The organism is Alcaligenes sp. LTN-3 (genome assembly GCF_059735605.1).
The window spans coordinates 214,496-240,741 of sequence record NZ_JCAPDN010000003.1 but is presented as its reverse complement, the minus strand read 5'-3'; the positions used below and the strand labels follow the sequence as shown (position 1 = coordinate 240,741).

General features: G+C 57.6%; 24 protein-coding genes. 16 read left to right on the top strand and 8 right to left on the bottom strand.

The annotated features are described in order from the left end of the window. Nucleotides 1–46: 46 nt before the first annotated feature. The 5 genes from AC6I6N_RS14020 to AC6I6N_RS14000 are packed head-to-tail and all read left to right on the top strand — an operon-like array spanning nt 47 to nt 4,680. The gene (locus AC6I6N_RS14020; protein ID WP_264672256.1) at nt 47–904 is read left to right on the top strand and encodes a branched-chain amino acid ABC transporter permease; all 858 of its coding nucleotides are present in this window, start codon (nt 47–49) and stop codon (nt 902–904) included. Then, on the top strand, nt 901–1,881 hold the full coding sequence (locus AC6I6N_RS14015) for a branched-chain amino acid ABC transporter permease (protein ID WP_108727007.1): 981 nt from the start codon (nt 901–903) through the stop codon (nt 1,879–1,881). The genes AC6I6N_RS14020 and AC6I6N_RS14015 overlap by 4 nt, the downstream gene beginning before the upstream one ends. Further along, nucleotides 1,878–3,473 (top strand): ATP-binding cassette domain-containing protein, encoded by a 1,596-nt coding sequence (locus tag AC6I6N_RS14010; RefSeq protein WP_497943582.1) that lies wholly within the window; start codon nt 1,878–1,880, stop codon nt 3,471–3,473. Before AC6I6N_RS14015 ends, AC6I6N_RS14010 begins: the two co-directional genes overlap by 4 nt. A gap of 10 nt (nt 3,474–3,483) precedes the next feature. Further along, a complete protein-coding gene (locus AC6I6N_RS14005; RefSeq protein WP_497943581.1) occupies nt 3,484–3,900 on the top strand; it encodes an alpha/beta fold hydrolase in 417 nt (138 codons plus the stop codon). A 12-nt stretch (nt 3,901–3,912) separates the two neighbouring features. Then, the gene (locus AC6I6N_RS14000) at nt 3,913–4,680 is read left to right on the top strand and encodes a GntR family transcriptional regulator (RefSeq protein ID WP_108727010.1); all 768 of its coding nucleotides are present in this window, start codon (nt 3,913–3,915) and stop codon (nt 4,678–4,680) included. A 142-nt stretch (nt 4,681–4,822) separates the two neighbouring features. Here AC6I6N_RS14000 and AC6I6N_RS13995 read toward each other — a convergent pair whose 3' ends face one another. From AC6I6N_RS13995 to AC6I6N_RS13985, 3 genes are read right to left on the bottom strand one after another with little or no spacing between them, the layout of a single operon-like run. Beyond that, entirely contained in the window at nt 4,823–5,578 is a 756-nt protein-coding gene (locus tag AC6I6N_RS13995) for an arylmalonate decarboxylase (RefSeq protein ID WP_094195145.1), read from the bottom strand. A 17-nt stretch (nt 5,579–5,595) separates the two neighbouring features. After that, nucleotides 5,596–6,564 carry a Bug family tripartite tricarboxylate transporter substrate binding protein gene (locus AC6I6N_RS13990; RefSeq protein WP_094195146.1) on the bottom strand — a complete coding sequence of 323 codons (969 nt, stop codon included), beginning with the start codon at nt 6,562–6,564 and terminating at the stop codon, nt 5,596–5,598. A 48-nt stretch (nt 6,565–6,612) separates the two neighbouring features. Beyond that, complete coding sequence (locus AC6I6N_RS13985) at nt 6,613–7,341, bottom strand: GntR family transcriptional regulator (RefSeq protein ID WP_094195147.1); 729 nt, start codon at nt 7,339–7,341, stop codon at nt 6,613–6,615. Nucleotides 7,342–7,546: 205 nt separating this feature from the next. Here AC6I6N_RS13985 and AC6I6N_RS13980 point away from each other — a divergent pair, with 205 nt between their 5' ends. After that, on the top strand, nt 7,547–8,473 hold the full coding sequence (locus AC6I6N_RS13980; RefSeq protein ID WP_094195148.1) for a DMT family transporter: 927 nt from the start codon (nt 7,547–7,549) through the stop codon (nt 8,471–8,473). Between the two features lie 28 nt (nt 8,474–8,501). Here AC6I6N_RS13980 and AC6I6N_RS13975 read toward each other — a convergent pair whose 3' ends face one another. Then, nucleotides 8,502–9,383 carry a LysR family transcriptional regulator gene (locus AC6I6N_RS13975; RefSeq protein ID WP_094195149.1) on the bottom strand — a complete coding sequence of 294 codons (882 nt, stop codon included), beginning with the start codon at nt 9,381–9,383 and terminating at the stop codon, nt 8,502–8,504. 120 nt (nt 9,384–9,503) lie between these two features. Here AC6I6N_RS13975 and AC6I6N_RS13970 point away from each other — a divergent pair, with 120 nt between their 5' ends. The 7 genes from AC6I6N_RS13970 to AC6I6N_RS13940 all read left to right on the top strand — a co-directional run bounded on the left by AC6I6N_RS13970 (nt 9,504) and on the right by AC6I6N_RS13940 (nt 17,725). Next, on the top strand, nt 9,504–10,487 hold the full coding sequence (locus tag AC6I6N_RS13970; protein ID WP_497943580.1) for an ABC transporter substrate-binding protein: 984 nt from the start codon (nt 9,504–9,506) through the stop codon (nt 10,485–10,487). A gap of 11 nt (nt 10,488–10,498) precedes the next feature. Beyond that, entirely contained in the window at nt 10,499–11,563 is a 1,065-nt protein-coding gene (locus tag AC6I6N_RS13965; protein WP_094195151.1) for an ABC transporter ATP-binding protein, read from the top strand. Further along, complete coding sequence (locus AC6I6N_RS13960; RefSeq protein WP_094195152.1) at nt 11,560–13,218, top strand: ABC transporter permease; 1,659 nt, start codon at nt 11,560–11,562, stop codon at nt 13,216–13,218. Before AC6I6N_RS13965 ends, AC6I6N_RS13960 begins: the two co-directional genes overlap by 4 nt. Then, nucleotides 13,215–14,441 carry a pyridoxal phosphate-dependent aminotransferase gene (locus AC6I6N_RS13955; protein WP_094195153.1) on the top strand — a complete coding sequence of 409 codons (1,227 nt, stop codon included), beginning with the start codon at nt 13,215–13,217 and terminating at the stop codon, nt 14,439–14,441. The genes AC6I6N_RS13960 and AC6I6N_RS13955 overlap by 4 nt, the downstream gene beginning before the upstream one ends. A gap of 19 nt (nt 14,442–14,460) precedes the next feature. Beyond that, nucleotides 14,461–15,339: a phosphonopyruvate hydrolase gene (locus tag AC6I6N_RS13950; protein ID WP_081251413.1), complete on the top strand. Its 879-nt coding sequence runs from the start codon at nt 14,461–14,463 to the stop codon at nt 15,337–15,339. Between the two features lie 68 nt (nt 15,340–15,407). Next, nucleotides 15,408–16,466, top strand: coding sequence for a CobW family GTP-binding protein (locus AC6I6N_RS13945; protein WP_094195154.1), 1,059 nt, complete (start codon nt 15,408–15,410; stop codon nt 16,464–16,466). 185 nt (nt 16,467–16,651) lie between these two features. Continuing rightward, on the top strand, nt 16,652–17,725 hold the full coding sequence (locus AC6I6N_RS13940; RefSeq protein ID WP_094195155.1) for a zinc-dependent alcohol dehydrogenase family protein: 1,074 nt from the start codon (nt 16,652–16,654) through the stop codon (nt 17,723–17,725). A 132-nt stretch (nt 17,726–17,857) separates the two neighbouring features. On the opposite strand, the gene AC6I6N_RS13935 is transcribed toward AC6I6N_RS13940, so the two are convergent. The 3 genes from AC6I6N_RS13935 to AC6I6N_RS13925 all read right to left on the bottom strand — a co-directional run bounded on the left by AC6I6N_RS13935 (nt 17,858) and on the right by AC6I6N_RS13925 (nt 21,351). Beyond that, nucleotides 17,858–18,835 (bottom strand): tripartite tricarboxylate transporter substrate binding protein BugD, encoded by a 978-nt coding sequence (locus AC6I6N_RS13935; RefSeq protein WP_094195156.1) that lies wholly within the window; start codon nt 18,833–18,835, stop codon nt 17,858–17,860. Nucleotides 18,836–19,044: 209 nt separating this feature from the next. Then, nucleotides 19,045–20,565 carry an MFS transporter gene (locus AC6I6N_RS13930; protein WP_234354365.1) on the bottom strand — a complete coding sequence of 507 codons (1,521 nt, stop codon included), beginning with the start codon at nt 20,563–20,565 and terminating at the stop codon, nt 19,045–19,047. 84 nt (nt 20,566–20,649) lie between these two features. Further along, nucleotides 20,650–21,351, bottom strand: a complete 702-nt coding sequence (locus AC6I6N_RS13925) for a glutathione S-transferase family protein (protein ID WP_094195157.1) — start codon at nt 21,349–21,351, stop codon at nt 20,650–20,652. Between the two features lie 123 nt (nt 21,352–21,474). Between AC6I6N_RS13925 and AC6I6N_RS13920 the strand changes: the two genes are divergently transcribed. Then, nucleotides 21,475–22,470: a 5'-nucleotidase gene (locus tag AC6I6N_RS13920; protein ID WP_094195158.1), complete on the top strand. Its 996-nt coding sequence runs from the start codon at nt 21,475–21,477 to the stop codon at nt 22,468–22,470. A gap of 134 nt (nt 22,471–22,604) precedes the next feature. On the opposite strand, the gene AC6I6N_RS13915 is transcribed toward AC6I6N_RS13920, so the two are convergent. Further along, nucleotides 22,605–23,345, bottom strand: a complete 741-nt coding sequence (locus AC6I6N_RS13915) for an IclR family transcriptional regulator (RefSeq protein WP_094195159.1) — start codon at nt 23,343–23,345, stop codon at nt 22,605–22,607. A gap of 252 nt (nt 23,346–23,597) precedes the next feature. On the opposite strand from AC6I6N_RS13915, the gene AC6I6N_RS13910 reads away from it, so the two are divergent. Continuing rightward, nucleotides 23,598–25,193, top strand: coding sequence for a sulfatase-like hydrolase/transferase (locus AC6I6N_RS13910; RefSeq protein WP_094195160.1), 1,596 nt, complete (start codon nt 23,598–23,600; stop codon nt 25,191–25,193). 61 nt (nt 25,194–25,254) lie between these two features. After that, complete coding sequence (locus AC6I6N_RS13905; protein ID WP_094195161.1) at nt 25,255–26,238, top strand: Bug family tripartite tricarboxylate transporter substrate binding protein; 984 nt, start codon at nt 25,255–25,257, stop codon at nt 26,236–26,238. Nucleotides 26,239–26,246: the final 8 nt, after the last annotated feature.

The window sequence follows — 26,246 nt, the reverse complement described above, 5'->3', positions numbered from 1 at the left end:
GCACTGCGCCACCGGGGTGGAGTGCACTTTACTATGGTTAGCAATTATGCAGATCGCAATCCAAATCGCCATCATCGCCCTGATGTCCACGTTTGTGTATGCCCTGGTTGCCCTGGGTTTCACTCTGGTGTTTGGCATATTGCGGGTGGTGAACTTCGCCCACGGCGAGTTCTACATGCTGGGCGCCTATGCCATGTATGTGTTTTATGGTCAGTTTGGTTGGTCCTACCTGTCCTCTATCGCGGCAGCGGCCGTATTGGTGGGGCTCCTGGGTTTGCTGGCCGAGCGTGGCCTGTTCCGGCGATTTGTGGGTGACGAGATGGGCGGCATGATCATGTCCCTGGCCTTGGCCATTACCTTGCAGGTCGGGATCTCGTTGCTGTTCTCGGTGGATGATCAGTCGGTCCCTCGCCCGGTGGAAGGCGCCTTGCAAATTGGGCAAGCCTTTTTCGCCGAGGATCAATTGCTGATCGTAGGCATGAGTATTTTGGCGCTGGCGGGCTTTTACTTCCTGATCGAGCGCACCCGTATTGGCATGACGATACGGGCGGTGGCGCAGGACCGGGAAGTGGCCCGTCTGCAAGGTGTCAGCTCCTGGAAGGTCATGGCTTTTACCTTTGCCTTGAGCTCTGGCCTGGCCGGTTTGTCGGGCGCCTTGATGGCACCGGTCTACACCGTGCATCCGTATATGGGCGAAGCCGTGGTGGTGAAGGCGTTCATCATTGTGGTTCTGGGGGGGCTGGGCAGCTTGCCCGGTGCGGTGGTTGCCGCCTTCATTCTGAGTGTTACCGAGGCGGTGGCGTCCACCTTCTATAACGCGACAGTGGCCACCATGCTGTCCTTTCTGGTTGTGATGGCCGTGTTGTTGGTCAAACCCCGTGGTTTGATGGGGAGGTCGTCATGAGCGCGATCAAAACTGCTTCTTTTTATCCGCGCGATGGCGCTGTGCAATGGGCCTGGCATGTCGTGGTGGTAGTGGTGTTGCTGGGTTGGCCGTTATGGGCGGGACAGCCGCGTTTTGCTCTGCATCTGGCCATCATGGTGTCGCTGTACGCCTGCCTGGCCATGAGTATGAATCTGGTCTTGCGCATCGGTCAGCTTTCGCTGGCGCATGGCGCTTTGTTTGGGCTGGGGGCCTATGCCTCGGCCATTCTCAGTCGAGATTATGGCTGGTCTTTTCCAGCCGCGTTTTTGGGCGCCGGAGTACTGACGGCAGCGTTAGCTGTGATCACCGGCCCTGTTTTTATGCGTATCAAGGGTGTGCATTTTGCGCTCTTGACCTTCGCGCTGGGCGAAGCCGTGGTGCTGTGCTTTGTCGAGTTCCACGAACTGTTTGGTGGCAATAACGGCTTTGGGCAGATTCCGTCCTTGCATGACAGCTTGCCGATTCCTGAGGGGCGTTACGGCATCTATCTGGTGACGGTCAGCTTTGCCTTGGTGGTGTATTTCGTGCTGCGAGCCTTGTATCGCCGCGAATGGGGTATGGTGGCGGACTCTTTGCATCAGAACGAGCAACTGGTGCGCTCCGGTGGTTTGAATGTGCTGCGTTTTCGGGTCAGCGTGTTTGTCCTTAGCGCCCTGATTGCCGGCTGGACGGGCAGTCTGTATGCCCATTACAAAGGGTATATCTCGCCTGATGCCTTTGGCTTTTGGACCGCCGTGGACGTTGTCATCATGAATGTGCTCGGTGGTGTGGGTGCCCTGGCCGGTGCCGTGGTGGGAGCCGCGATTTTGATCCCCCTGCCCGAGCTGTTGCGCGACTTGCTGCAGTACCAGCGTCTGATCTATGGGCTGACCTTGGTTCTGTTGCTCTTGTTCATGCCGCAAGGTCTGGCTGGTGTGTGGCGCAAAAGGCGCGGCGCGCGCAAGGAGGTGACATGAGCGTGCAATTGAGTGTCCATGGCCTTAGCCGACATTTTGGTGGCATCCGTGCGGTGGATGAGGTGTCCTTTAGCACGGTCCCCGGCCAGATTACCGGCGTGATTGGCCCTAACGGTGCGGGTAAAACCACGCTGTTCAATCTGATTGCCGGTGCCACCAAGCCTAGCGCGGGGGGTGTCACCATGGACGGCGTCGCCATTACGGGTCACCCGGTGGAGTCTTTGGCGCGCCAGGGTCTGGTACATACGTTTCAGATGACGCATGTATTTGCGGGTCACACGGTATTTGAAAACTTGTATCGCGTCGCACTGTTTCGTCAGTTTCCTTCGCCCTGGTCGCTGTTCACCCCGTGGCGTGTGCGCCGTGGCCGCCAAGAAGCGGCGCGGCAGGCAGAGCAAGCCCTGGCCTTGATTGGCCTGGAGTCTGTCGCCGATGAGCAGGCCGATTCGCTGGCTTATGGTTTGCAGAAGATGTTGGGTGTGGGCATGGCCCTGACGGCCATGCCCCGCCTGCTTTTAATGGATGAGCCCGCTGCGGGTCTGAACCCGGTAGAAACGGTGGCGATGGCCGATCTGATTGAACGTATCCACGCCAGCGGCATTGATGTGATGGTGGTCGAGCACGATATGGGTCTGGTGATGCGTTTGTGCCAAAAATTGGTGGTACTGGTCAATGGCCGTTTGCTGGCCGAAGGCCCGACCGCACAAATGCGTCAGGATCCACGGGTGATTGAAGCTTATCTGGGCGCGGACCTGGACAGGGAGCCAAGGCTGAGACCGCCTGTGGGCTCCTCCAGTGCCCAGAGTGGAGCGAGACTTTCGGCTTCGGTAGCGGCTGCCAGCCAGGATGTTGTGGCGACCACGGCCAGCCAGCCTGCCCCCATGCTGGAGCTCAAGGAGTTGGTTGTGTCCTATGGCGCGGTGCGTGCTTTGGACAAGGTCAGTTTTACAGTGGAAGAAGCCAGTGTGTGCGTCGTGATCGGGGCCAATGGCGCCGGTAAATCGACCTTGATGAAAGCCATCAGTGGTTTGGTGCCGGTTGCCGCAGGAGAAATCCTGCTGGAAGGCCGGCCTATCCAGAACATGAGTGCCGAACGTCGTGTGAATTTGGGTATCGCCCTCTCGCCGGAAGGTCGTCGCTTGTTCCCGGAGCTGACGGTGCGCGAGAACCTTTTGATGGGGGCGTATCTGCGCCGCGATCAAGTCGAGGTGACGGTGGACCTGGAGCGTATTTACGGCTACTTTCCCCGCCTGCTGGAGCGCGAGAAAAGCCAGGCTCGTCACCTGTCCGGTGGCGAGCAGCAAATGTGCGCGATTGGCCGTGCGCTGATGTCCCAGCCTCGCCTGCTCTTGCTGGATGAACCCTCCCTGGGACTGGCCCCGGCAGTCATTTTGGAAGTAATCCGTGCGATTCGCCAGATCAGTCAGGACGGCACCACGATTGTGCTGGTGGAGCAAAACGCTCGCTTGGCACTGAAGTTGTCCAACCATGCTGTTGTACTGGAAACCGGGCGCTTGAGTCTGGCGGGCGATAGCAAAGACATTTTGAACAACCCGCAGATTGCGGCGGCCTATCTGGGCCGGGCCGCATAGTCATCGCATCATGCCTAATATTTACCAGGTTGCCATGTTTAATGCCCAGCGCCACCCCGGCAAGGTGGCGGTCTCGGACGAGCGTCAGGCCTTGCCTTTTGGTCAGCTCTGCGTCCGTGCGCAGGAAGTCGTGACGGACGCCCGGTGTTGCATTCCGGCGGTGGCCTTTGCGGATATCTGTGCCGTTGGCGATTCTCGCCTGCAACAGAGCTTGCAAGACATTCACTGTCCGGTGGTGATTGTGGACGGTAGCGAGGACTGGTTCGTGCCGCCAGAGTTCGCCAGAGAGGTCGAGCGTGTGCTGCGGGAAGGCAAAGTTCCGGTGGAATATATAGAATGGCCGTGCATTGGGCATTTTTCCCAAAGTGAATGTTCCGAGCCGTTCACCCGTGACACCCTGGCTGCGATGCGCCGCCTGTCTCTTTAAGCTGAAAACCGTATGGCAAACACCGAATCCCAGTCCAGCGCCAAGCCCACCCTGTATCAGAACATGAGCGATCGCTTGTTGGAGCTGATCCGTTCAGGCCATTATCCCATCGGTTCCAAGCTGCCCACCGAGATGGAGCTTTGCCAGATGTACGGGGTTGGTCGGCACACGGCCCGTGAAGCCATACGCAAACTGACCGATCTGGGTTTGATCGAGCGGCGCCGCCGTGCCGGTACCACTGTGATTCGCCAGCATCCCAAGCCGCAGTTTGGCCTGGCACTGGACACTACGGACCAGTTGCAGCGCTATCTGGAGTTTACCGATCTACACGTGTATAAAAAAGCGGTCTGTGTAGACAAGCAGCCGCCCGAAACCGAGCTGGATGGCGATCCGACTGACTGGGTAAAAGTGGAGACCTACCGTAGTGTGCCGGGCAGCAAGCGTGGCATTTCCTGGACCGATATTTATTTGCGTAAAGAGTACCAAGTGGTAGCTGATCAGATAGCTACTCAGCCTGGCGGTGTATATCCGCTGTTGGAGGAGCGCTGTGGAGACGTAGTGGAGACCATTGATATGGAGATTTCCGCCTCGCGTTTTCCACCGCATGTCGCGCGCTTTCTGGGGTACGAGGATGTCGATCCGGCTTTGCTGATTATCCGTACTTTCCGCAATCAGGCGGGCAAGATCATGGAAGTGTCGGTCAGCTTTTACCCCCCTTATGAATTTCGCTACGTCACGCGCCTGTCGCGCAGTGATGGGAGCCACCGCTCACTGAGCTGATTTTTCCGATCCTTTGGGCAGACATTCATGAAACGCAATGATGGCCGCAGCGTGACGGTCACGGTGACGGGCGACCATGCGTTGAGTCAGAGCCTCAGGTGCCCCTTCCATCGTTGTGGAGAGGGGCCACCTCTACCTGGTATCAGGCGGTTTGGCGCGCTTGTGCCAGACGTCCCATGTTGGTCGGAAATAAATCCAGGCCAGCGGTTGCCACCAGATCCCAGAAGCCGGCGGGAGAACTGGAGACTACGGTGACGCCCAATTTATCTTCCACCTGACGCACGGCTTCCAACGACACAAGACCACCGCAAGACAGCAGCAAGCCTTGTGCTTGACCGGGAGCCTGCTCTTGGGCGATGTCCCAGGTTTTCAGGCACAGATCGACCAGCTCCTGCGTGCTGATTTGCGACATGGCCGTGACGTCATTGACGCCCAGACCATAAGCGCACACGGCTTGAATCTGGTTTTGCGCCAGAAAACGGACCAGACGCTGGTTCACGTCGTCAATGTAGGACGAGGCTACTGCGACCTGCTCGATGCCGCTGACGCGCAGGCCGCGCAAGATGGCGTGGCTCATGGTGGAGCATGGCAGGCCCGTGGCTTCACGCAGGCGGGCGACCAGTTCGTCGTTAAAGTCCGAGCCCCTGTAAAAGCTGAGTGAGGTACCCATCAGTGACACGGCCTGGGCGCCACGGGCAGCCAGTTGCTGGGCCGCTTGTACAACCTGGTCAATGACCTGGTCATAGCCCTCCTTGTCCACCGAACTGAGTGCCAGACCTTGGGCGATGAAGTCAATTTCCGGGTACATTTCCGGGCCTTCCGGAGGCACCAGACCGGCGGCCGGTGGCACGATCAGGCCCAAGACGGGGCGTTTGGTGTCAGAGTTGTCAGTCGTCATAACAGTCGCTGCTTGTTTCATTGTTTAAAGTCGAGTTGGGCGCTTTTGATCACGTTGGCCCAGCGTTCGGTCTCTTCACCCAGCCATTGTTCGGTGGCCTGGGCATTCTGGTAACCGGCGACCGAACCTTGAGCCAGGAAAGCATCCTGTACCTGCTTTTGCTGCATGCTGTTTTCCAGCGCCTTGCTGACGGTGGCGACCAGGGCAGGGTCTACGTTTTTGGGGGCCAGCATGAACAGCGACGGTGTCACGCTGTAGCCGGGAATGGTTTCCGAAACGCTGGGCAGATCGGGCATGCCGGGAAAGCGGCGTTCGGACAAGGTGGCCAGCAGACGGATGCGGCCGGAGTTGGCCAGGCCAATTGAAGAGGCCAGGCTGGCAAAGGACATGGATACTTCACCGGCGGCCAGAGCCTGGCTGGCGGGAGCGCCACCACGATACGGGATATGAACCAGTTCTGTCTGGGTTTTCAAGGCGAACAACTCGCCACCCAGATGGTGTACCGAGCCCACACCCACCGAGGCAAAGGTTTCAGTTTGAGCGGGCGCCTTGCGGATCACTTCGATGAGCTCGGCCACGGTCTTGACGGGGCTGTCACCGGGAACGGCCAGGGCCAGATCAGACTGGCCCACCATGCCAATCGACGTGAAATCGCGCTGTAAGTCATAACGCAGCGCCGGGTAGATGTAGGGAGCGACCAGCAAGGAGGTATCGGCAAATAGCAGCGTGTTGCCGTCAGCCTGGGATTTGGACACGTAGTCGGCAGCAATGGTGCCACCGGCGCCGGATTTGTTCTCCACAATCACGGTGCGATCCAGCTCTTTGCTTAGCGCCTGGGCGGTCACGCGGGCCAGGGTGTCGACCCCGCCGCCGGGTGCAAAACCCACGACCAGACGAATAGGTTCTGCCGCGTGTACCGCAGCCAGAGGGGTTAATGTCAGGGCGAGCGCAGCCAGCGCACGCCGTGTGAAACGGCTTGCAAACATGAGAAAGTCTCCTCGTTATGAGTGGTAGTTTTTTAGCGAGTTATTTATTTAGTGCCGCATATAAAACCCGGCTAATGGGTTGAGCTGGGCATGGAGCCAGCTATAACGCTCGCGCTTGTCGAACTCCCATTTCTCGGGATGGGCTCGGGCGACACGGCGCAGGGATTCGGCACCGGACAGCACATGGCTGGCCGCAGCCTGCATGGCGCTGGGGCCGTCGCGCAGGGCCAGAGCCTGGGTCAAGGCCTGATGTTCATGCCAGGACTGCTCCATGCGGTTTTCCTGATCCAGATGGCGGTGGCGGTAAGGGTTGGTCAGACGGCGCAGATGTTCAATTTGCTGCACCATGAAGGTATTGCCGGCAATGCTGTGAATCAGGGCGTGCAGTTCGGCGTTGTACGTGGCGTAGTCAGCCAGGCTTTTTTCCTGCAGGACCCTGGCACCGCGCTTTTGTAAACGCTCCAGCTCGCGGATCTGCGCATTGCTGATGCGGTAGGCCGCCAGTTGGGTACAGGCGCCTTCCAGCAAGGCCAGGGTTTCCAGCATTTCTTCCAGTTCTTCAATGGTGTGCTGGGTGACAAAAATGCCGGCTCGGGGGGCGATGCGAACTTGTCCGGTGGCCGCCAACTGCAACAAGGCTTCGCGCACTGGGGTGCGTGATACCCGGAAAAACGTGCACAGCAAGGATTCATCAATGGCGCTGCCCGGCGGCAGATCACCGCTGGCAATGCGGTGCTCCAGTTCGATCCGGACCCGGTCGGTATTGCTAAGCGTCATGTCTGTCTCCCATGCCTGTTGCTATTTTTTAGGCTTAAATGATTCTAGGGAGGGCCTGTTGATATATCAATTAAGGCTTATCCGAGGGTAAAGAAAGTGTGGTCCCGTTTTGATTCGGGGAAATTTCACGGATAATCATTTTTTGCGCCCCCTCTGCCCCTGTTCGGTCATAGGGGAAAGCACGCTATTTTTCGGATAAAAAACCATGAGCGAAGAACGTAAACCGCTGGATGCATTGGCCAGCGGCGCCATGCTGGTCCTGTGCCTGATCTGGAGCTTTCAGCAGATTTTGCTCAAGGCCACGGCCAATGACATGGCGCCTATTTTTCAGATCGGTTTGCGCTCGGGTGTGGCTTGTGTGTTGGTGGCTTTGCTGGTTCTGGTGCGCACGCACAAGCTGGTCTTTACAGAAGGGGCCTGGAAGCCGGGGCTGATGGCCGGTTTGCTGTTTGCGCTGGAGTATTTGCTGCTGGGAGAGAGCCTGCGTTTTACCTCGGCAGCGCACGTGGTGGTGTTTCTATACACGGCGCCCGTGTTTGCGGCTTTGGGTCTGCATATACTTTTGCCTTCGGAGCGTTTGGCCCGCCTGCAATGGGTGGGCATCGGCCTGGCGGTGGTGGGTATCGCCATTACCTTTTTAGGCCCGGCCAGCATGGATGGGACTGATCTGGGTCGCATGCTGATTGGGGACTTGATGGCCTTGGCAGCCGGGGCCTTGTGGGGCTTTACCACCGTGTTGATCCGCAGCACGCGCCTGTCTGCTGTTCCGCCTTCGGAGGCCTTGCTGTATCAACTGTTCAGTGCTTTTGTGATTCTGATGGTGGCTGCGGTGGTCAGCGGTCAAACCCAGGTGCATTGGTCGGGTTTGCTGGGTGCCAGTCTGGTATTTCAGTCCGTGGTGGTGGCTTTTCTAAGCTTTCTGGTCTGGTTCTGGTTGCTGCGTAATTATCAGGCCTCGCGCCTGGGGGTGTTCTCCTTTGCAACCCCACTGTTCGGTGTGTTATTTGGTGCTTTCCTGCTGGGCGAAGCCATAGAACCCCGTTTTGTGATGGGCGCTTTACTGGTGCTGATGGGCATTACCCTGGTCAGTGCCTATAGCTGGATCAGTCAGTTGCGACGTCGCAGAGCGTGAGCGAGTCAGCAATCCGATGCGAACGCCCTTAAGGGGCAAGGCGTTGCCGCAAACTGCTTTTCAACCAGCGGCAAAATTGGCGGGCCTCACTTTGCTGGGGGGATTGTGCGTTGACATAGGCCATGTAGGTTGCGCCTGTGGCAACCTGTCCAGGGCCCACTTCCCGCAAGACGCCATCGCGTAGATGGTCCATGACGAGTAAACGTGGCACAACCAGAAATCCTGATCCGGCAATGGCCCCGGCAATGGCGAAAAACAGGTGATCGTAGGTTGCACTCATCAGTAGACGCGATGGCTCAATCCCTTGATCCAGGGCCCATACGCCCAATATGTCGGGTCGTGAACGCGCGGTCACCATAGGCCAGTGCTCCCACGTTTGTCCGCTGTGTTGCTCAATCAAGGCCGGTGCAGCCACACAGACGAGCTCTTCACGTGTCAGTTCCCAGCTTTCGCTATCGGGCAGATTTAAATCCCGGCTGATCAGGACATCGAATTCTTCATTAGGTCGTGGTGGCGATAGATTGGTGATCAGATCAATCTGCCTATTGTGCTGGGCGGTGAACTGGCCAAGCATCGGCACCAGCACCGTCATTGAAAAGCTGGGCATGGAGGTGCGGACTCGCAGCCGTTCGTGCTGATCCTGCTGATGGGTGATTTGCTGAATGGCCATCTCCAGGGTGGCCATGGCATCTTTGACCGTGTCATACAGCTGCAAGCCGGCTGCCGTCAGCTCAATATAGGGGCCGCGTCGAATGAACAGAGCCTGCTTGCTGACTTTTTCCAGGGTGGCGATATGCCGGCTGACTGCGCTTTGGGTGATCCCCAGGCTTTGGGCTGCACGGGTGAAATTGCCTTGTCGGCCCACCGCGACAAATACGCGCAGTGGAACCAGAGGAACCGTCTCAAGCATGATTAAAACTCATGATAGGGTCACGACTAATAGGGGGTGGAGGTAGGGTGTAACAGAACGGTCATCTACGATAAATACCATAATTTCCATGCGATTTTATTTAAATTTCAGGAAATAATCATGCAAAACCGTTTTCCTTATCTATCCGCTTTGCTCATGCTTTCTTGCCTGGCTTCGGGCGCCGCCAAGGCCGATGAGGTGGTGTTGTACTCCTCTAATAATATCGATGTGGTGAACACGGTGATTGAGCAGTTCCGTCAGGTTCATCCCGAGATAGCGGTGTCCGTGGTGCGGGCGGGTTCCGGTGCCTTGATGCAGCGTATCAAGGCCGAAGCAGAGCAACCCCTGGGCGATTTGTTCTGGTCCGGCGGGTTTTCCACCTTGTCGCAGTATGCCGAGTACCTGGCACCCTATTCGTCGCCCGAGGCCAGTGCAGTAGGTGCACAGTATCAGGGAGCCGGGCAACGCTGGCTGGGTACCAATACCCATGTCACGGTATTGATGCTTAACGAGCGTCAGTTGGGCAAGCTCAAGGCGCCTGCCAGCTGGGCGGACCTGGCTGATCCTGCCTGGAAGGGCAAGATCGTGATTCCTGATCCGGCACGCAGCAGCTCCTCCTATGTCGCCCTGTACGGTTTGCAGGAGTTGATGGGCCAGGACGTGTTTGAAAAAGTGGCTCGCAATGCCGTGGTGGTCGGCACAACAGCGGGCGCCTACGAAGGCGTTGCCAATGGCGAGTTCGCGGTTGCGGTAACGATGGAGTATGCCGCCTATCAATATGTGGCCGGTGGGCTGGATACGATTGATCTGGTCTACCCCAAAGAGGGCACTTTCCTGTCGCCGGAAGGGATGGCCTTGATTAAGGGGGGGCGTAATCCCGAGTCTGCCCGCAAGTTGTACGACTTCCTGGCTTCGCGTCCTGCACAGGAAGAAGTATTCAAAAGTGCATTCCGCCGCCCTTTGCGCAGCGATATTGCCGTCAATACGCTGACAAGCCTGCCTGCCATGGATCAGATCCGTGTGCATGCGTTGGACGATGAGCGTATGGGCGCTGATCGTGAGGCTTTCCTGGCGCGTTGGCGTAATCTGGTTTCGCAGCGCTAGGCAGGACTCCTATGCAGATACATTTATCAGGCATTCAGCAAAGCTACGGCGCACAGACCTTGTTTCAGGGTTTGGATCTGAATATCCCCAGCGGCTCCTTGTTTACCCTGTTGGGGCCGTCGGGTTGTGGCAAGACGACCTTGCTACGCATGTTGGCCGGATTTGTGCGCCCTGATCATGGCAAGGTGCTGTTCGGCCAGAAAGAGATGACGCAGGTGCCTGTGCACAAACGCAATGTGGGCATGGTGTTTCAGGATTACGCCTTGTTTCCGGACCGCAGCGTGCTTGATAACGTCAGCTACGGTTTGCTGGCGCGTGGTCAGTCTCGCTCCCAGGCTCGTGTCCCCGCGTTGGAAATGCTGGCGCGCGTGGGCTTGAAGGACAAGGCAGATGCCTTGCCGTCTGCCTTGTCCGGTGGGCAGCGACAGCGAGTGGCCATGGCACGCGCTTTGGTGATCAAGCCCGATCTGCTCTTGCTGGATGAGCCCTTGTCTGCCCTGGATGCCAAGCTGCGCACCGATCTGCGCGAGATGCTGCGGGACTTGCAGCAGGAAGCCGGCATTACTACCGTGTTTGTGACGCATGATCAGGAAGAAGCGCTGAGCGTGTCTGATTACATTGCCGTCATGGATCGGGGCTGCGTCCGCCAGGTCGGGACACCCGAGCAGATTTATCGCTGCCCTGACAACAGCTTTGTGGCTGATTTTGTGGGAGGGGCCAATCTGATCGAGCTTCAGGAGGAGCTCGGTCAAGCCGCAGACGGCTGCCGCCGCTTCCGGACGGCAGGCTGCATTGTGCGTATCCAGTCTGCCGGGCGTTTTTCTGAGCAGACGATGTTGGCTGTGCGGCCTGAAACCCTGAGTGTGGATGCCTTGCGTCCGCTGGACGAGGGGGACATCGCTGCGCGAATTGAGAGCGTGGATTACCGGGGCCCCAGCACGGCATATCAATTGCGCACCGAATTCGGTTTTCTGAAGGCGGTGGTCTGGAATACCGGCGTCAGCCAGAGCTGGGAACGGGGCGATGCGGTGGTATTGCGCGTTCCCGAGTCGGCTCTTTTAGTGGAGCGGACATGATGCTGGGTTCTTTGCGACGCGATCCAGCCTGGTTGATGCTGGCGCTGGGGGCGGTGGCCTTGCTGGGCTACTTTTTGCTGTGGCCGGTCTTGTCCATGCTGACCAGTTCCCTGTTCAACAAGGAAGGTCAGTTTGGCTTGCACGGCTACGTGCAGTTCTTCTCTGAGCCCGCTTACCGGGAGAGCCTGTTCAACACCTTGTGGCTAGGAGCTGCGGTCACCTTGCTCAGTCTGGTGCTGGGCGCCGGTTTGGCCCTGGCCGCCGCTCGCTTTTCCTTCCCCTTGGCCGCCTGCCTGGGTGTCTTGCCCCTGCTGACCCTGGTCATTCCAGATGTGGTGGTGGCGGCCGCCTGGATCGTGGTGCTGGGTAAGCAAGGCGTGCTCAATAGCTTGTTGGCGCCCTTGGGCCTGGAGCTGCCTTCCTTGTATTCCTGGTGGGGTCTGGTTTTTGTGATGACCTTGAACAACTACGTGTACGCCTATGTCGCCGTACTGGTTGGTTTGAAGTCCATGGATCGCAACCTGGAAGAGGCGGGCCTGAGTCTGGGCAGTTCCCCGGTTCGCACTTTGCGCACAGTGACCTTCCCTTTGATGGTGCCGGCTTTATGCGGTGCTGCGGTGCTGGTTTTCATGCACGTCATCGGGGATTTTGGTGTCCCAGCCATTCTGGGAGCCCGCACCCCCGTGCTGGCGGTCAAGACTTATAACGAGTTTGTCAGCGAGATGGGCGGTAATCCGCAAATGCAGACCACCATGGCTTCTTTGCTGGTGTTTCTGGGCCTGGCCTTGCTGCTGATTCAAAAGTGGGTGGTGGCCCGACGCACCTACCAGATGGAGTCCGGACGAGCTCCGGAGCGCGTGCCCCTGCGTGCCTGGCAGGCCGCCGTGTGTGCCACTTTGGTATCGATCCTGATTGTGCTGTCAGTGCTACCCGTGATGGTGGTGATTGTCACCGCATTTACGCCCTCTATCGGGCCGGTGCTGAAGTATGGCGGCTTTACCTTGAGCCATATGCAGCAAGCCCTGGTGCAGGCACCTGGACCTTTGTACAACTCCTTGCTGCTGGGTGCTGCGGCAACCAGTGCGGGCGCCGTGTTTTCTATCGTGGCCGCCTATCTGATCGTTAAACGTCCGTCTGGACTGAGTGCGGGTCTGGATGTGCTGGTCATGCTGCCCTTGACGATTGCTGGCACGGTGCTGGGCATTGCCTTGATCAATGTGTTTAACAGCGGCTGGCTGGTGCTGACGGGCAGTTGGGTGATTATGGCGCTGGCCTACTTTTTACGCCGGGTGCCCACCAGTGTGCGGGCGGCCATGGGGCCTTTGCATAACTTGCGCAATTCTATCGAGGAGGCCTCCATCAGTTTGGGCGTGGCCCCGATGCCCACCTTTGCAAAGGTCGTTCTGCCGGTGGTATGGCCTGCCGTCATTGCGGCCACGGTGCTGATGTGGATCACGACCTTGTCGGAGTTATCCGCCACGGTGGTTCTGTATTTTGGCGGGATGAGCACCCTGCCTATCGAGGTTTTTCAATTGGTGGACAGTGGGCGTTTGGCGCAGGCCAGTGCGTATAGCCTGGTGCTGTTGATGGCGATATTCCTGCCGCTGCTGCTGACCCGTTTCGTTTTCAAAGTAAAAGTAGGATGGACACAATGAGCTTTGTGCAATGTCAGGAAGAGATCGCGCTGGCCCAGCGCGTGTTGGGAGCCAAGGCATCGGCCACCAAAGAGATGACGCGTCTGGCCAATCAAATGAGGCAACAGGGACAGTCTGTGATTACCCTCAGTCAGGGCGAGCCGGACTTTGCAACCCCCGAGCATGTGCGTCAGGCGGCCAAAGAAGCGATTGATCGCAATGAGTCCCGCTATACCGAAGTAGCCGGCACCCTGGCCTTGCGTGAAGCTGTGGTGCGCAAGTTCGAGCGTGACAATGGCCTGCATTTCAGCCCGGATCAGATCCAGGTGGGTTGCGGGGCCAAGCAAGCCTTGTATAACGCCTTGCAGGCCACCGTGCAGGACGGGGATGAGGTCATCATCCCTACCCCTGCCTGGGTGTCTTACCCTGAAATGGTCTTGTTGGCAGGTGGCCAGCCGGTCATTGTGCGTTGCAGTGCCCAAGCCGGTTTCAAGCTGCAAGCCGACCAGCTTGAACGTGCCATCACCCCCCGTACCAAATGGCTGATGCTCAATTCTCCCTCCAATCCCAGTGGTGCCGTGTATTCACGGCAGGAACTGGAAGCGCTGGAGCAAGTGCTGTTGCGTCACCCGCATGTTTGGGTGATGGCCGATGATGTATACGAAAAAATTCGCTATAGCGATGAACCCTTCGCAACGCCTGCTGCCTTGTCTCCATACATGGCGGCGCGCACCTTGACCATCAATGGTGTCTCCAAGGCCTATGCAATGACTGGCTGGCGGGTGGGGTTCGCCGCCGGTCCGCTGCCTCTGATCAAGGCCATGAATCTGGTGCAGTCGCAAGCGACGTCCCATACCAGCTCCATCAGCCAGGCAGCGGCCGTGGCCGCACTGGATGGCCCCATGGATTTTCTGCCCGAGTTTGTGGAAGCGTTCCGCCGTCGCCGTGACAAGGTGGTAGCCGCGCTCAATGCCATGCCAGGCATTGAATGCGATCTGCCCATGGGGGCGTTTTACGTTTTCCCCAGCTGCCAAGGCGTATTGGGCCTGCGGGACCCGTCAGGCCAGTTGATCAGTACCGACAGGGACCTGTGCATGTATTTCCTGCGTAGTGCGGGGGTGGCCGTGGTGCCCGGTTCGGCGTTTGAACTGCCGGGCCACTTTCGGGTGTCTTATGCCTCCAGCGATCAGGAGCTGGAGGAGGCGATGAGCCGCATTGCCCAGGCCATTGCGCGACTGAGCTGATTCCTTACGGAGAAATAGTGTGAATAGCAAAAAAAACCAGGTGTTGAAAGAAGCGTTCTCCCAAGGGCGTTTGATGACGGCAATGGCCGCACATAATCCCCTGTCTGCCCGCCTGGCTCAGGATGCCGGTTTCGGGGCAATTTGGGGTAGCGGTTTTGAGTTGTCAGCCAGTTATGCCGTGCCTGACGCCAATATCCTGTCGATGGGAACCCACCTGGAGATGATGCGGGCGATCGCCTCGACCGTAGACATTCCTTTGATTGCCGATATTGATACCGGCTTTGGCAATGCGGTGAATGTCAGCTACGTCATCCCGCTGTACGAAGCAGCGGGCGCCAGTGCCATTGTGATGGAGGATAAAACCTTCCCGAAAGACACCAGCCTGCGGGCGGACGGGCGTCAGGAACTGGTACGCATTGAGGAGTTCCAGGGCAAGATTGAAGCGGCGTGCGCGGCACGCCGTGACCCTGACTTTCTGATCATTGCGCGGGTCGAGGCCCTGATTGCTGGCCTGGGGCAGGAAGAAGCCCTGAAGCGAGGGCTGGCTTACGAGCAGGCGGGTGCAGATGCCATTTTGATTCACTCCAAACAAGCCACGCCAGACCAGATTCTGTCCTTTGTGCAGGCCTGGACCGGCAAGGTGCCGCTGGTGCTGGTGCCAACGGCCTATCCTCAACTGACCGAGGCGGACATTGCGCAACTGGGCAAGGTGGGCGTGGTGATTTACGGCAATCATGCGATTCGTGCGGCCGTAGGGGCCATGCAAGCTGTATTCGCCCAGATTCGCCAGGATGGTGGCATTCAGAATGTGGATGCCGGTCTGCCTTCCGTCAAAACCATTATTGGTTTGCAAGGTGATGCCCATATGCGTCAGATCGAGGCCCGATTCCTGCGCTAGAAGGGGCAGCATTGGGCTTCGTATAATGGCTGATGGCCCGATGGCGGGCCCTTAGCCGGATAAATGCGATGCCCCAATCTGCACAAGGCCCTATCCCGGTCACGCTGTTGACCGGCTTTCTGGGCAGTGGGAAAACGACCCTGATCAATCGCGCTTTGCAAGAAGCGCAGATGGCCGACACGCTGGTCATCATCAATGAGTTTGGGCAGACGGCGCTGGACCATCTGCTGGTGGCGCACAGCCAGGAAAGTCTGGTGCAGGAGATGGGCAATGGCTGCGTGTGTTGCACCATACGGCGCGATCTGGTGCAGACCTTGCGCGATATTACCTGGCGGTTTTCCAGGGCGGGTCAGCGACAGTTTAGTCGAGTGTTCATTGAAACAACGGGGCTGGCTGATCCCGCCCCTATTATTCATACCTTGCTGGGCGAGCCTCAATTGGCGGGCAAATATCGTCTGGATGCGGTGGTTACGGTCGTTGACCTGGAGCATGCCAGCGAGACCTTGCGTCGCGAGGAGCTGGCCCGGCGGCAAGTCGCCTTAGCCGATCTATTGGTATTGAGCAAACGCGACTGCGTCGATGCCGATCGTGAGCAGGAGGTCAGCCAGCAATTGGCTGGATTGAATCAGGCCGCTCAGCGTCTGGTTTTGGATGTTGGGCAATCTATGGCGCCCTATTTGCTGGCACTGGGCGACCAGCAAGGCCAGTGGGCTGCGTGGGAGGCGTCCAGCCATGATTGTCTCCATGAGCATTATCACGACCATCATCACGACCATGGCGCCGGTGGTGCGCTGTCCGGGCAAGCGCGGCATGGGCATGCTGTCAGTGCGATCAGCGTAGCCGTGCCGGAGGCACTGAATGCGCAGCATCTGTCGGATTGGCTTGATGAGCTGTGTCGTTGGGCGGGTCCGCGCTTGTTGCGTTTGAAAGCGGTCTTGGCCGTGCAGGGCCGGGAGACGGCGCAGGTAGTGCATGCCGTGCAGCATCGGGTCTACCCGTTCGGATCCTTGTCGCAGTGGCCTTGGCCGCAACGGCAAGGGCGTCTTGTACTCATTACGCAGGATCTGGAACCAGCTCAAGTTTGGCAGCGGCTGTGTCAGTTGGATGCGTCGGTTCGTGCGGTGTGAGGTGCATTTTCCCCGTTCTTTGGCCGTTGATGGAAAACAGCCCATGAGATTGGTGAGTTTGATGGTCGTCAGTGTTTCCAAGAATATGGCTGGGTGCCGTAATTTCTATTTATAAAAATAAGATTAAGATGCATTTAGTCGATACACCTGTCTTGTAACGGCCCAGCACCTTGAAAGGAGTGATCATGAAGGCAATGGTTTATTACGGTGAAAATGACATCCGCTTTGAAGAACGGGAGAAACCGGACCTTCAAGCACCTACCGATGCCATTATTCGCATGGTTAAAACCACAATTTGTGGTACGGATCTGGGTATTTGGAAGGGAAAAAATCCAGAAATCCGTCGTGTGGCCGAAGAAAAAACCGGCAGTTTCAATGGCCGTATTCTCGGGCACGAAGGGGTGGGCATTATTGAGCAGGTTGGCTCAGCGGTAAAAAACGTCAAAGTGGGCGATAAGGTCATTGTGTCGTGCGTGAGCCGTTGTGGTACCTGCGAGAACTGCCAAAAACAACTGTACGCGCACTGCCGCAATGACGGCGGCTGGATTTTGGGCTACATGATTGACGGTACACAGGCTGAATACGTGCGCACCCCCTTTGCCGATACGTCCCTGTACCCTTTGCCTGCCGAACTGAATGAAGATGTGGCCGTGTTGCTATCCGATGCTTTGCCCACTGCGCATGAAATTGGCGTGCAGTATGGCAATGTGCAGCCGGGTGACACCATTGTCATTGTGGGAGCCGGCCCAGTGGGTATGGGGTGCTTGTTGACCGCCCAGTTGTATTCGCCCAGCCAGATCATCGTGGTAGACATGGACGAGAACCGACTGGCTATGGCCAAAGAGCTCGGTGCCACGCACATCATTAATTCGGCCAAGGAAGACCCCGTGGCTCGTATTATGGCCATTACCGATGAGCGCGGCGTAGATTGCGCGATGGAAGCGGTGGGCGTTGAAGCGACCTGGAATGTGTGCCAGCAAGTGGTCAAGGAAGGTGGTCATTTGGCCAATGTGGGTGTGCATGGCAAATCGGTGAATTTCTCGCTAGAAAAATTGTGGATCAAAAATTTGACCATTACCACCGGTCTGGTCAATGCCAACACGACAGGCATGCTGCTCAAAACATGCTGCTCGGGCAAGTTGCCCATCGAGAAACTGGCAACCCACCACTTCACGTTTGATCAGCTTGAAAAAGCCTATGATGTGTTCAAACATGCCGCTGACGAAAAAGCAATGAAGGTGATTGTCGACTTCGCCTGACGATTTTATGCCGACCCTGCCACGTAAAGCGCCTGTTTATTGCAGGCGCTTTTTTGTGGTTATGCAGATGGGGTAGGTTTTAAAAAAAGGACGCCTAAGCGTCCTTTTCAAAAGCCGTTGGGCTAACAGACTTTATTGGGGCTCTACGCCCACTTTCTTGAACAAGGCGGCCCACTGGGGAACTTGTTGTTCCACTTTGGCTTGCAAGGCGGCCGGGTTGGCTTCTTTGTCCATGACCGTCGCTCCCAGGGTGGACATGCGGCTTCGGAAGTCCTTGTCGGCCATGCCGGTCTGCAAGGCTTTCACCAAGGTGTCCACGACAGGCTGGGGGGTGTCCTTCGGTGCCCACATACCGTGCCAGATACCAACTTCAAAGTCCTTGAAACCGGACTCCTGCATGGTGGGGACGTCCGGTAAGGTTGGGACGCGTTGCGGGCTGGTCACGGCATAGACCTTCACTTTGCCGGATTTGATTTGTTGGGTGGTATTGGTGGTTTGGTCACACATGACGTCCACCTGCTTGCCCATCAAATCCGCAATGGCCGGGGCGGTGCCTTTATAGGGGACCGTCAGCAGCTCGATACCCAGCGCTTCGGTGAGCATGGTGCCGCACAGGTGGCTGGCTGCGCCAATCCCGGCGTTGGCCAGGGAAACCTTGTCCTGGTTGTCCTTCAAGTACTGCACCAGTTCCTGAATGTTGTTGGGCGGGAAGTCCTCGCGGGCAATGATGGTCATGGGAACGTCGACCACCAGACCGATGGGGGACATACCATTGATGGCGTCGTAGCCGGGTTTTTTGTACAGCGAAGGAGCCGTGGAAAAGCCGATGTGCATCAGCAGTATGTTGTAGCCGTCCGGTTTGGCACGGGCGACCTGGGAGGTGCCAATGGAGCCTCCGGCACCGCCCTTGTTTTCGACCACGATGGTTTCACCCAAGGCTGGGCGCATGGCTTCGGCCAGAGCGCGTGCCACGTTGTCCGTGGGGCCGCCCGCCGCAAAAGGGACCACCATATTGATGGGGTGGTCCGGATAACCCGCTGCCTGCGCGGTGACCGAGCAGGCCAAGGCCGCGCCCAGACTGACAAACAGCTTGTTTAATGCAACAGCCATAATGCCTCCTTGATAAGGATTGCTTATTCTTTTGGGAGATACCTGGATCCGGTCGCGTGGTGTTGCGAAGCGTTGCAGGAGTGGCTTTATTCTACTGAGTGCAAACGCCTTTCTTGTTCAGGTCTAACCCTAGTAAGAGGCGTAAATCGGCTAGGGGAATATACGGGGGCAAGCCACGACCTAAGGTGGTGGCTTGCCCAGGGACGGGTTCACGCAGAGGTCGGTTTATGCAGGACCGGCGTTAGGTAGGCGATGATGGCAACCGTCAGGGCGGCAGTGGCGACCAAGCTGCAAAAGATCATCAGACCCTGATCCAAGCCTAAGTGGTCGGCCAGCCAGCCCAGGCCCAAAATAGGCAAAATGGCACCCAGGTAACCCGTGATCAGGTAGGTGGAGGTCAGGCCGGCACGCTGGTGCGGGGGGGAGACACGTTGCACGATGGACATGCCGCCGTACATGCACAGGCCGTGGCCAAAGGCGGTCAGCAGTACGCACACAATGAACAGTAGCGAGGAGCTGGCCCACAGATTGATCAGCAAGGCGATACAGGCCAGGGTGAAGGACAGCAGCCCCACAATGACGCTGCGCTTGGCGGGCCAGCGGCGGATCAGTAACTGGAAACCCGAGGACAGAAACAGAATAATCCCGATGGAAAAGCCGCTGGTGGCCGGGCCGTGCCAAGGCACCATTTGCGCCATGAAGCTCGGTGCCAGAGAGGCAAACAGACTGAACATGGCAAAGGCGCAGCAGGCAGACAAGCAGCCAATCAGATAGGGGCGTCGTAAATGGGTGGCGGGCAGCGTCAGGCGCGGCATCCAGGTGCGCCAACTGTTCTTTTGCGGAACAGGCTGTTTGCTGGCAATGGGCTTGATCTGAAACAGGGCATAGATGGCCAGTACGCCCAGGATCATGGAGGGGATATAGCTGGAGAACAGTGGGTTCGGTATCCATTGTGCGATCAGGCCACCTACCACTGGGCCCAGGCCAAATCCAAAGGCCAGCATCAGCGAGGTAGTGGCCGCAGCGCGTTGCACATCCCCGCCCCGGTTAAATTGCCCCAGACCGATGGAGGCCGAGGTCACAATCATGCTGGAGGCCATCCCGATCATGATGCGGCTGAATAGAAAGCTGCCCACATCCCAGGCAAAGGCGGACAGGGTTACGCCGCTGGTGACCAGAATCAAGCCGGTACGCAGCACGGGCATAAAGCCTTTCATGTCGCTTAAGCGGCCCAGAAACAGCAGGCCCGTCAAGCCGGAGGCCATATACGCCACGTAGAGTTGGGTGATGTGGCTGGCGTTCAGATCCCAGCGATCCTGGTACAGCGGATACAGGGGGCTGGCCAAGGCCGTACCCATTACCCCGATACACATGGCGATACTGATCCACACGTAAGGGTCCCACTTGCTTTTCTTGCAGGGGGGCCGTGCCGTTGCGGGTTTGTCAGCGTCCGCTGCTTGGCTCGGGTGGCTCAGGTGATGTTCGACTCGTGCCTGTTGCAGGGTCTGGGCGGGGGCACTGGCGTGAAAGTCCTTGCAGCTTTGGGCGTCTTGCCAGCTTTCGTGCAGCACCCAGTGTCCGGGGGGCTGGTCCTTGCGCAATACATCGAAGCGTAAACAGGCGGTGTTGGCTCGGGCTTGTTCAGCCAGCGAGCCTGTATAGGTATCCTGCGCTTGCAGATCCAAATCGGTGAAATGGTAGTGTGTAGTACGAAAGTACGTATCGCCCATGCGACGCAATCCTTGACAGCGAAATCATTCGGGACCATCAAGGATACTCTTTCGTGTCTGTACTTACATGGCAAATAGCTGACACTAGGTTGGCTGGCGCAAATCCAGATGTACCTCAGCCACATGCAAGACCTCGGCCTCGTGGTCCGGGTCGCGCCAGGTGTCCTCACAGGCCATTTGATGCCAGTGTTGCATGGCAGGCAGTGCCAATAAGCGACTCATGTAGCTTTGGCACGTCTTGTCCAGCGTCAAACCATAGGTTTGCAAGCGAAATACCACGGGGGCGTAAAAGGCATCGACCGCGCTGAATCGCTCGCCGGCCAGGAAGGGGCCACCAAAACGGCTCAAACCTTCTTGCCAGAGGGTTTGCAGGCGATCCAGTTCACCTTGCAGGCGCATATCGTGCTGATGGTGATGGGCCCGCAAGGCAACGGCAAAGGGACACAGATTACGTAGCGAGGAAAAATTGGCGTGCATCTCTGCACTGGCGCTGCGAGCCCAGGCGCGTGCAATGGGGTCAATCGGCCAGACGCCGGGGTGCTGTTCGGCCAGATATTCAGCAATGGCCAGGCTGTCCCAAATAGTTTGCCCATTGGTATGCAACACAGGGACCTGGCCTGTCGGGGCCATTTCGTGAAAGGCCACAGTGCTAAAGGGATGGCCAAAGTTGAACCAGCGCACGTTAAAATCCATGCCCAAGTGGCTCATTAATAACCAGGGTCGCAAAGACCAGGACGAGTAGTGGGGATTGCCCAGGACAAGGGTATAGTTTCTGGAAGCTTGCATGGTGGCACGGGTTTACGAAGGGGATGGTGGTTGCACTGTAGTTGGCTTTGATCTGTTTGGGTAGTACTGGCGCCGTCTTGCCGTTTTGGTACGTGGTTTTTTTACTGACTTGTGGAGTCGTCCATGGCGTATGACCTGGAAAAACGATTGGTCATTGGCCTGGCCTCCAGTGCCTTGTTTGATCTGAGCCAGTCTCATCAGGTCTTTCTGGAGCAAGGGGAGGCGGCCTATCGCGATTACCAGTTGGCACGCGAGCACGAACCGTTAAAGCCGGGTGTGGCTTTTTCCTTTATCCGGCGTTTGCTGGCCTTGAATGATTTGTCGCCCGACGATCCCTTGGTGGAGGTCGTGTTGCTGTCGCGTAACGATCCCAATACCGGTTTGCGGGTTATGAATTCCATCCGCCATCATGATCTGGACATTACGCGGGCGGTGTTTTTGCAAGGGGGCGACCCCAGCCCTTATATTCAGCCGCTGTCTATTAGCCTGTTTCTGTCAGCCAACCAGGAGGATGTGCACCGGGCGGTGCAGCAAGGTTATCCTGCAGGCCAAGTGTTGAATTCATCCTACGAGGATGCCTACGATGACCAGCCTATCCGGGTGGCCTTTGATTTTGACGGGGTGATCGCGGACGACGAGTCCGAGCGCGTGTATCAGCAAGAAGGCGGCCTGCCGGCCTTTTTCGAGCACGAAGTGCGTTTGGTGCAAAAGCCCCATAATCCGGGCCTGTTGCAGGCGTTTTTGCTGAAATTGGCGCATATTCAGGAAGTGGAGCAGCAGCGTCAGGAGCAGGATGCCAGCTATGTGCCGCGTTTGCGGATTGCGATTGTGACAGCGCGCAATGCCCCGGCCCATGAACGCGTAATCAATACCATTCGTAGCTGGGGCATTGAGGTGAACGAGGCTTTCTTTCTGGGCGGCATTGAAAAGCGGCGGGTGCTGGAAGTCTTGCAGCCGCATATCTTCTTTGATGATCAGACCACGCACCTGATTCCGACCGCGCAGACCTTGCCCTCCGTGCATATTCCGTTTGGGGTGGTGAACCATCCGCCGGTGAAAGTGGCGGAGCCGGAGAAAAAGAAGGGTCGGAAACAGGAGCAGCGGAAATCAAAGCCGTAGATCAGGTGCTGTGATTGGCTAGTGCGGCTGCAGCGGGCTTAGTGCCAAGTGCGTTTGGTTTTAAAACCGCCCAAGACAAAGCCGCGAGCTGATGCGGGACCAGGCGCGGCTTGGTTCTTGTCGGCTCACAGTTCTCAGACTTGGGCCAGAGCGCGGCTAACAGCGCGTGCAGCGGGTTGAATCAGGCTGGCCAGGGCGTCGGGATTGATGGCCTCAAAGCGCTCCAGGCTTCCCAGCAAGGTCAGGCTGCCGAAGATTCGTTTGGCATCGTCAAACACAGGCGCGGAAATCCCGGCGATACCCGGATTGATCTGCTCCTTGGTAATGCAATAGCCCGCGCGGCGTAGCTCCTGCATATGGGCCGAAAAAACCGGCCATTCCTTGCCCAGGCCTTGCACATAGTCAATATGTTGATTTTTCTCGTACAGACGACGCAGATGGCGGGTGGGCAGATAAGCGGTAACGATACGCGCCGTGGAACTGCGGAACATGTCCATGGTTCGGCCACGGCCAAACAGCAGCTCGAAACGCCCCGGCCCGGTTTCCTGATGGGTGGTCAAGATGCGTTCGCCGTATTGCTGGCCGATCAGTACGTCCAGCCCGGTTTGCTCGACCAGCGAGCGCAACAGGGGGCGACAGCGGCTGACCAGCGGATCAAATTCGCGGATCAGCAAATCCATTTCTATAAACCGTGGCCCAGGGGCGTAGCCTTCTGGGCTGCGAATCAACAGGCCGCTATTGCACAGCTCTTTCAGATAGCGATAGGTGGTGGCGGGAGGGTAGCCCAGGCGGGTGCAGATGGTCTCCACATCCAGCACCGGCGTATGTGCACCGTACAAGTCCAGAATTTGCAGCATGCGTCGTAGACTATTCATGTGCCCTCGTAAAAACGGAGTGGTTGATTCCCTATTCTAACCACGCTCAGGCCTGTCAGTGGGGAGCAACAGCGAGCCTTACTCCGATCTACTGGTTTATACCTAAACAATCGGATTATTCGGAAATTTTTCTCAGACTGCGGTAATAATCGGGAATATAAGCGGGTCTGTTCTGTATTTGCTTACACATGGCCTACTCTTTTTGTGACGCTGGGCACCTTATGGACCCGGCCCCGGTTTGACGAGGTGGACATGGATCAGGCACAGCACAGCCAAGTGTCGTTGGAAATTAAAAATGTACTGTTCATCATGTGTGATCAGTTACGCGCCGATCATCTGTCCTGTTATCGCCCTGGTGGTGCGCTAAAGACGCCGAATCTGGATCGTTTGGCGGCGATGGGACTGCGGTTTGATCGCGCCTATGTGAACTCGGCTGTCTGCGGACCGTCACGCGCCTCGTACTACACCGGCCGCTACCCCTTGTCGCATCGGGTCACCTGGAACCGCGTCCCTCACCCCATCGACGAGCTGTATCTGGGCGATTATCTGGCCCAGTCGGGAAGGGACTGCCATCTGTTGGGCAAGACGCACCATGTACCGGACCCAGCTGGCGCCAATGCTCGACGGTTTCAGGTTCAGCCCGAGGCTGCCGAGCGTTTCTGGCAAGGTGGTTTTACCGCGATTGAGCGTTATGACGGCCATTTTGAAATGGGCCCGGATAGCGAATACCGCCAGTATTTGCAGGCCCAGGGTTACGACAGCGAGCGTCCCTGGGAAGACTATGTGATTGGCAGCCAGGATGCTCAGGGGCAGTTTGCGTCCGGTTGGTACATGCGCAATGCCAGCCTGCCCGCACGGGTACAGGCACAGGACTCTGAAACCGCGTACTTCACCCAGCGGGCCATGGATTTCATCACGGCCAAAGGCGAAGAACCCTGGACCTTACACCTGTCTTTCATTAAACCGCACTGGCCTTATAAAGCTCCGGCACCCTACCACGACTGTTTCGGCCCGGAAGACGCCTGTACCCCCTTGCGTGCGGAACACGAGCGCCAGAATGCGCATCCGGTGCATGCGGCCTATCAGCAGCATGAAGAGTCCCAGTCTTTTGCCCAGGACGAGGTCTGGCGCACCATCAAGCCCGTGTATATGGGCCTGGTCCAGCAGATTGATGATGAAGTCGGCCGTTTGCTGGACATGCTCGAGCAGCAAGATCGCCTGAAAGATACCCTGATCATTTTTAGCTCCGATCATGGCGATTTACTGGGCGACCACTGGCTGGGCGAGAAAGAGTACTTCTTTGAAAGCGCCATTCGCGTGCCGCTGATCGTGGTGGATCCACGAACCTCCGCGAATGCCACACGCGGCCAAAGCAGCGATGCCTTTGTGGAGTGTGTGGATGTCACCCCCACGATTCTGGATGCCTTGCATCTGCCCGCCCAGGAACACCGGGTGGAGGGCCGTTCCCTGATTCCGCTTTTGCACGGTCAGTCGGACTGGGCACGTGAATACACCGTGGCCAGCCTGGATTATGCCTATCGGGAAGCCCGCCAGATTCTGGGTCGTGGCGTGGACGAATGCCGTGGCCTGATGTTGCGTGATGGCGAGTATAAATACATGCATTGGCAGGGTTACCGGCCACAATTGTTCGATTTGAGGCAAGACCCTGACGAGCTGCACGATCTGGGCGCAGACCCGGCGTATGCAGCGGTTTGTCGGCGTATGAAAGAAGGCCTGCTGGACTGGCACGACACCCTGAAAGGACGTGCCAGCGAGAGCTGGGCTGCGGTAGAGGATCGTACCAATGCGCACGAGCGCATGATGAATATCTTGATTGGACGATGGTAAATGCGCTGCGGGGGCTACCAGTGGGTGGCGGACCGCAATCAATAACGATAAGGAGTGGACAATGAAGCAGCTTAAAAATACGACGCTGGCCCTGTTGGTGGCAGGTGTGGGGGCCTTGGCCCCGATGATGGCTCAGGCTGCCTGGCCGACGACGGATCAGGTTCGTATTGTGGTCCCTTACCCACCCGGCACTGAGCCTGACATTCTGGCCCGCGATCTGGGTGTGCATTTGAACAAGGCCACCGGCAAGGTGTTTGTGATTGAAAACCGCCCGGGTGCCAATGCCATTATCGGTACTGATAATGTTGCCAAAGCCAAGGGTGACGGTTCTGCCTTGCTGATGGTGGACAGTCTGGCGGTCTCCACCAATCCCCTGCTCTACAGTAACCTGCCCTACAAATGGGAAAAGGACTTAAAGCCGGTCACCACCGTAGCCGGTGTGAATCTGTACCTGCTGGTGCGTAATGACTTCCCGGCCAAGGATTACAAGGAGTTCATTGCTCAGGCCAAGAAAGCCAATGGTGATACCAATGTGGGTACAGGTGGTCGCGGACACGTTACGCACCTGGGTATGGGCTTGCTGGCCCGTGAAGAAGGCGTGAACTTCACCTACATTCCCTATAAGGGTATGGCCCCGGCCACAAATGCCATTTTGGGCGGTGAGACCGATGCCATGCTGGTTGGCGGTATTCTGGCTTCGCAACACGTGGATGGTGGCAAGGTGCGCGTGCTGGCGGTAGGGGCAGACAAGCGTACGGAGTTGCTGCCCAACGTGCCGACGGTGCAGGAAGCAGGCGGTCATGCCAACAGCATCCCCACGACCACCTTTGCGCTGTTCGCTCCTGGTACCACACCGGATGACACCGTAAAGGAGATTCAGGAACAGGTCGATGCGGCCCTGAAAACGCCCGAGATGCTGGCCGCTTTCAAGAGCCGTGGACTGGCCCAGTTCTACACCACCCCGGCCCAGACTCTGGAGCGCGTGCAAAATGACTCCAAGGTCTATGCTGAGTTGATTCCTACACTGGGTATTCAGCCTGAATAGGCGGGTTG

What these genes read in the sequence shown, in the direction of transcription:
- AC6I6N_RS13975 (WP_094195149.1), bottom strand. Translation starts at nt 9,383, where the DNA reads ATGCTTGAGACGGTTCCTCTGGTTCCACTGCGCGTATTTGTCGCGGTG.
- AC6I6N_RS13985 (WP_094195147.1), bottom strand. Translation starts at nt 7,341, where the DNA reads ATGACGCTTAGCAATACCGACCGGGTCCGGATCGAACTGGAGCACCGC.
- AC6I6N_RS13980 (WP_094195148.1), top strand. Translation starts at nt 7,547, where the DNA reads ATGAGCGAAGAACGTAAACCGCTGGATGCATTGGCCAGCGGCGCCATG.
- AC6I6N_RS14015 (WP_108727007.1), top strand. Translation starts at nt 901, where the DNA reads ATGAGCGCGATCAAAACTGCTTCTTTTTATCCGCGCGATGGCGCTGTG.
- AC6I6N_RS14020 (WP_264672256.1), top strand. Translation starts at nt 47, where the DNA reads ATGCAGATCGCAATCCAAATCGCCATCATCGCCCTGATGTCCACGTTT.
- AC6I6N_RS13945 (WP_094195154.1), top strand. Translation starts at nt 15,408, where the DNA reads ATGCCCCAATCTGCACAAGGCCCTATCCCGGTCACGCTGTTGACCGGC.
- AC6I6N_RS14010 (WP_497943582.1), top strand. Translation starts at nt 1,878, where the DNA reads ATGAGCGTGCAATTGAGTGTCCATGGCCTTAGCCGACATTTTGGTGGC.
- AC6I6N_RS13990 (WP_094195146.1), bottom strand. Translation starts at nt 6,564, where the DNA reads ATGTTTGCAAGCCGTTTCACACGGCGTGCGCTGGCTGCGCTCGCCCTG.
- AC6I6N_RS13940 (WP_094195155.1), top strand. Translation starts at nt 16,652, where the DNA reads ATGAAGGCAATGGTTTATTACGGTGAAAATGACATCCGCTTTGAAGAA.
- AC6I6N_RS13995 (WP_094195145.1), bottom strand. Translation starts at nt 5,578, where the DNA reads ATGACGACTGACAACTCTGACACCAAACGCCCCGTCTTGGGCCTGATC.
- AC6I6N_RS13965 (WP_094195151.1), top strand. Translation starts at nt 10,499, where the DNA reads ATGCAGATACATTTATCAGGCATTCAGCAAAGCTACGGCGCACAGACC.
- AC6I6N_RS13920 (WP_094195158.1), top strand. Translation starts at nt 21,475, where the DNA reads ATGGCGTATGACCTGGAAAAACGATTGGTCATTGGCCTGGCCTCCAGT.
- AC6I6N_RS13915 (WP_094195159.1), bottom strand. Translation starts at nt 23,345, where the DNA reads ATGAATAGTCTACGACGCATGCTGCAAATTCTGGACTTGTACGGTGCA.
- AC6I6N_RS14000 (WP_108727010.1), top strand. Translation starts at nt 3,913, where the DNA reads ATGGCAAACACCGAATCCCAGTCCAGCGCCAAGCCCACCCTGTATCAG.
- AC6I6N_RS13925 (WP_094195157.1), bottom strand. Translation starts at nt 21,351, where the DNA reads ATGCAAGCTTCCAGAAACTATACCCTTGTCCTGGGCAATCCCCACTAC.
- AC6I6N_RS13935 (WP_094195156.1), bottom strand. Translation starts at nt 18,835, where the DNA reads ATGGCTGTTGCATTAAACAAGCTGTTTGTCAGTCTGGGCGCGGCCTTG.
- AC6I6N_RS13960 (WP_094195152.1), top strand. Translation starts at nt 11,560, where the DNA reads ATGATGCTGGGTTCTTTGCGACGCGATCCAGCCTGGTTGATGCTGGCG.
- AC6I6N_RS14005 (WP_497943581.1), top strand. Translation starts at nt 3,484, where the DNA reads ATGCCTAATATTTACCAGGTTGCCATGTTTAATGCCCAGCGCCACCCC.
- AC6I6N_RS13905 (WP_094195161.1), top strand. Translation starts at nt 25,255, where the DNA reads ATGAAGCAGCTTAAAAATACGACGCTGGCCCTGTTGGTGGCAGGTGTG.
- AC6I6N_RS13970 (WP_497943580.1), top strand. Translation starts at nt 9,504, where the DNA reads ATGCAAAACCGTTTTCCTTATCTATCCGCTTTGCTCATGCTTTCTTGC.
- AC6I6N_RS13930 (WP_234354365.1), bottom strand. Translation starts at nt 20,565, where the DNA reads ATGGGCGATACGTACTTTCGTACTACACACTACCATTTCACCGATTTG.
- AC6I6N_RS13955 (WP_094195153.1), top strand. Translation starts at nt 13,215, where the DNA reads ATGAGCTTTGTGCAATGTCAGGAAGAGATCGCGCTGGCCCAGCGCGTG.
- AC6I6N_RS13910 (WP_094195160.1), top strand. Translation starts at nt 23,598, where the DNA reads ATGGATCAGGCACAGCACAGCCAAGTGTCGTTGGAAATTAAAAATGTA.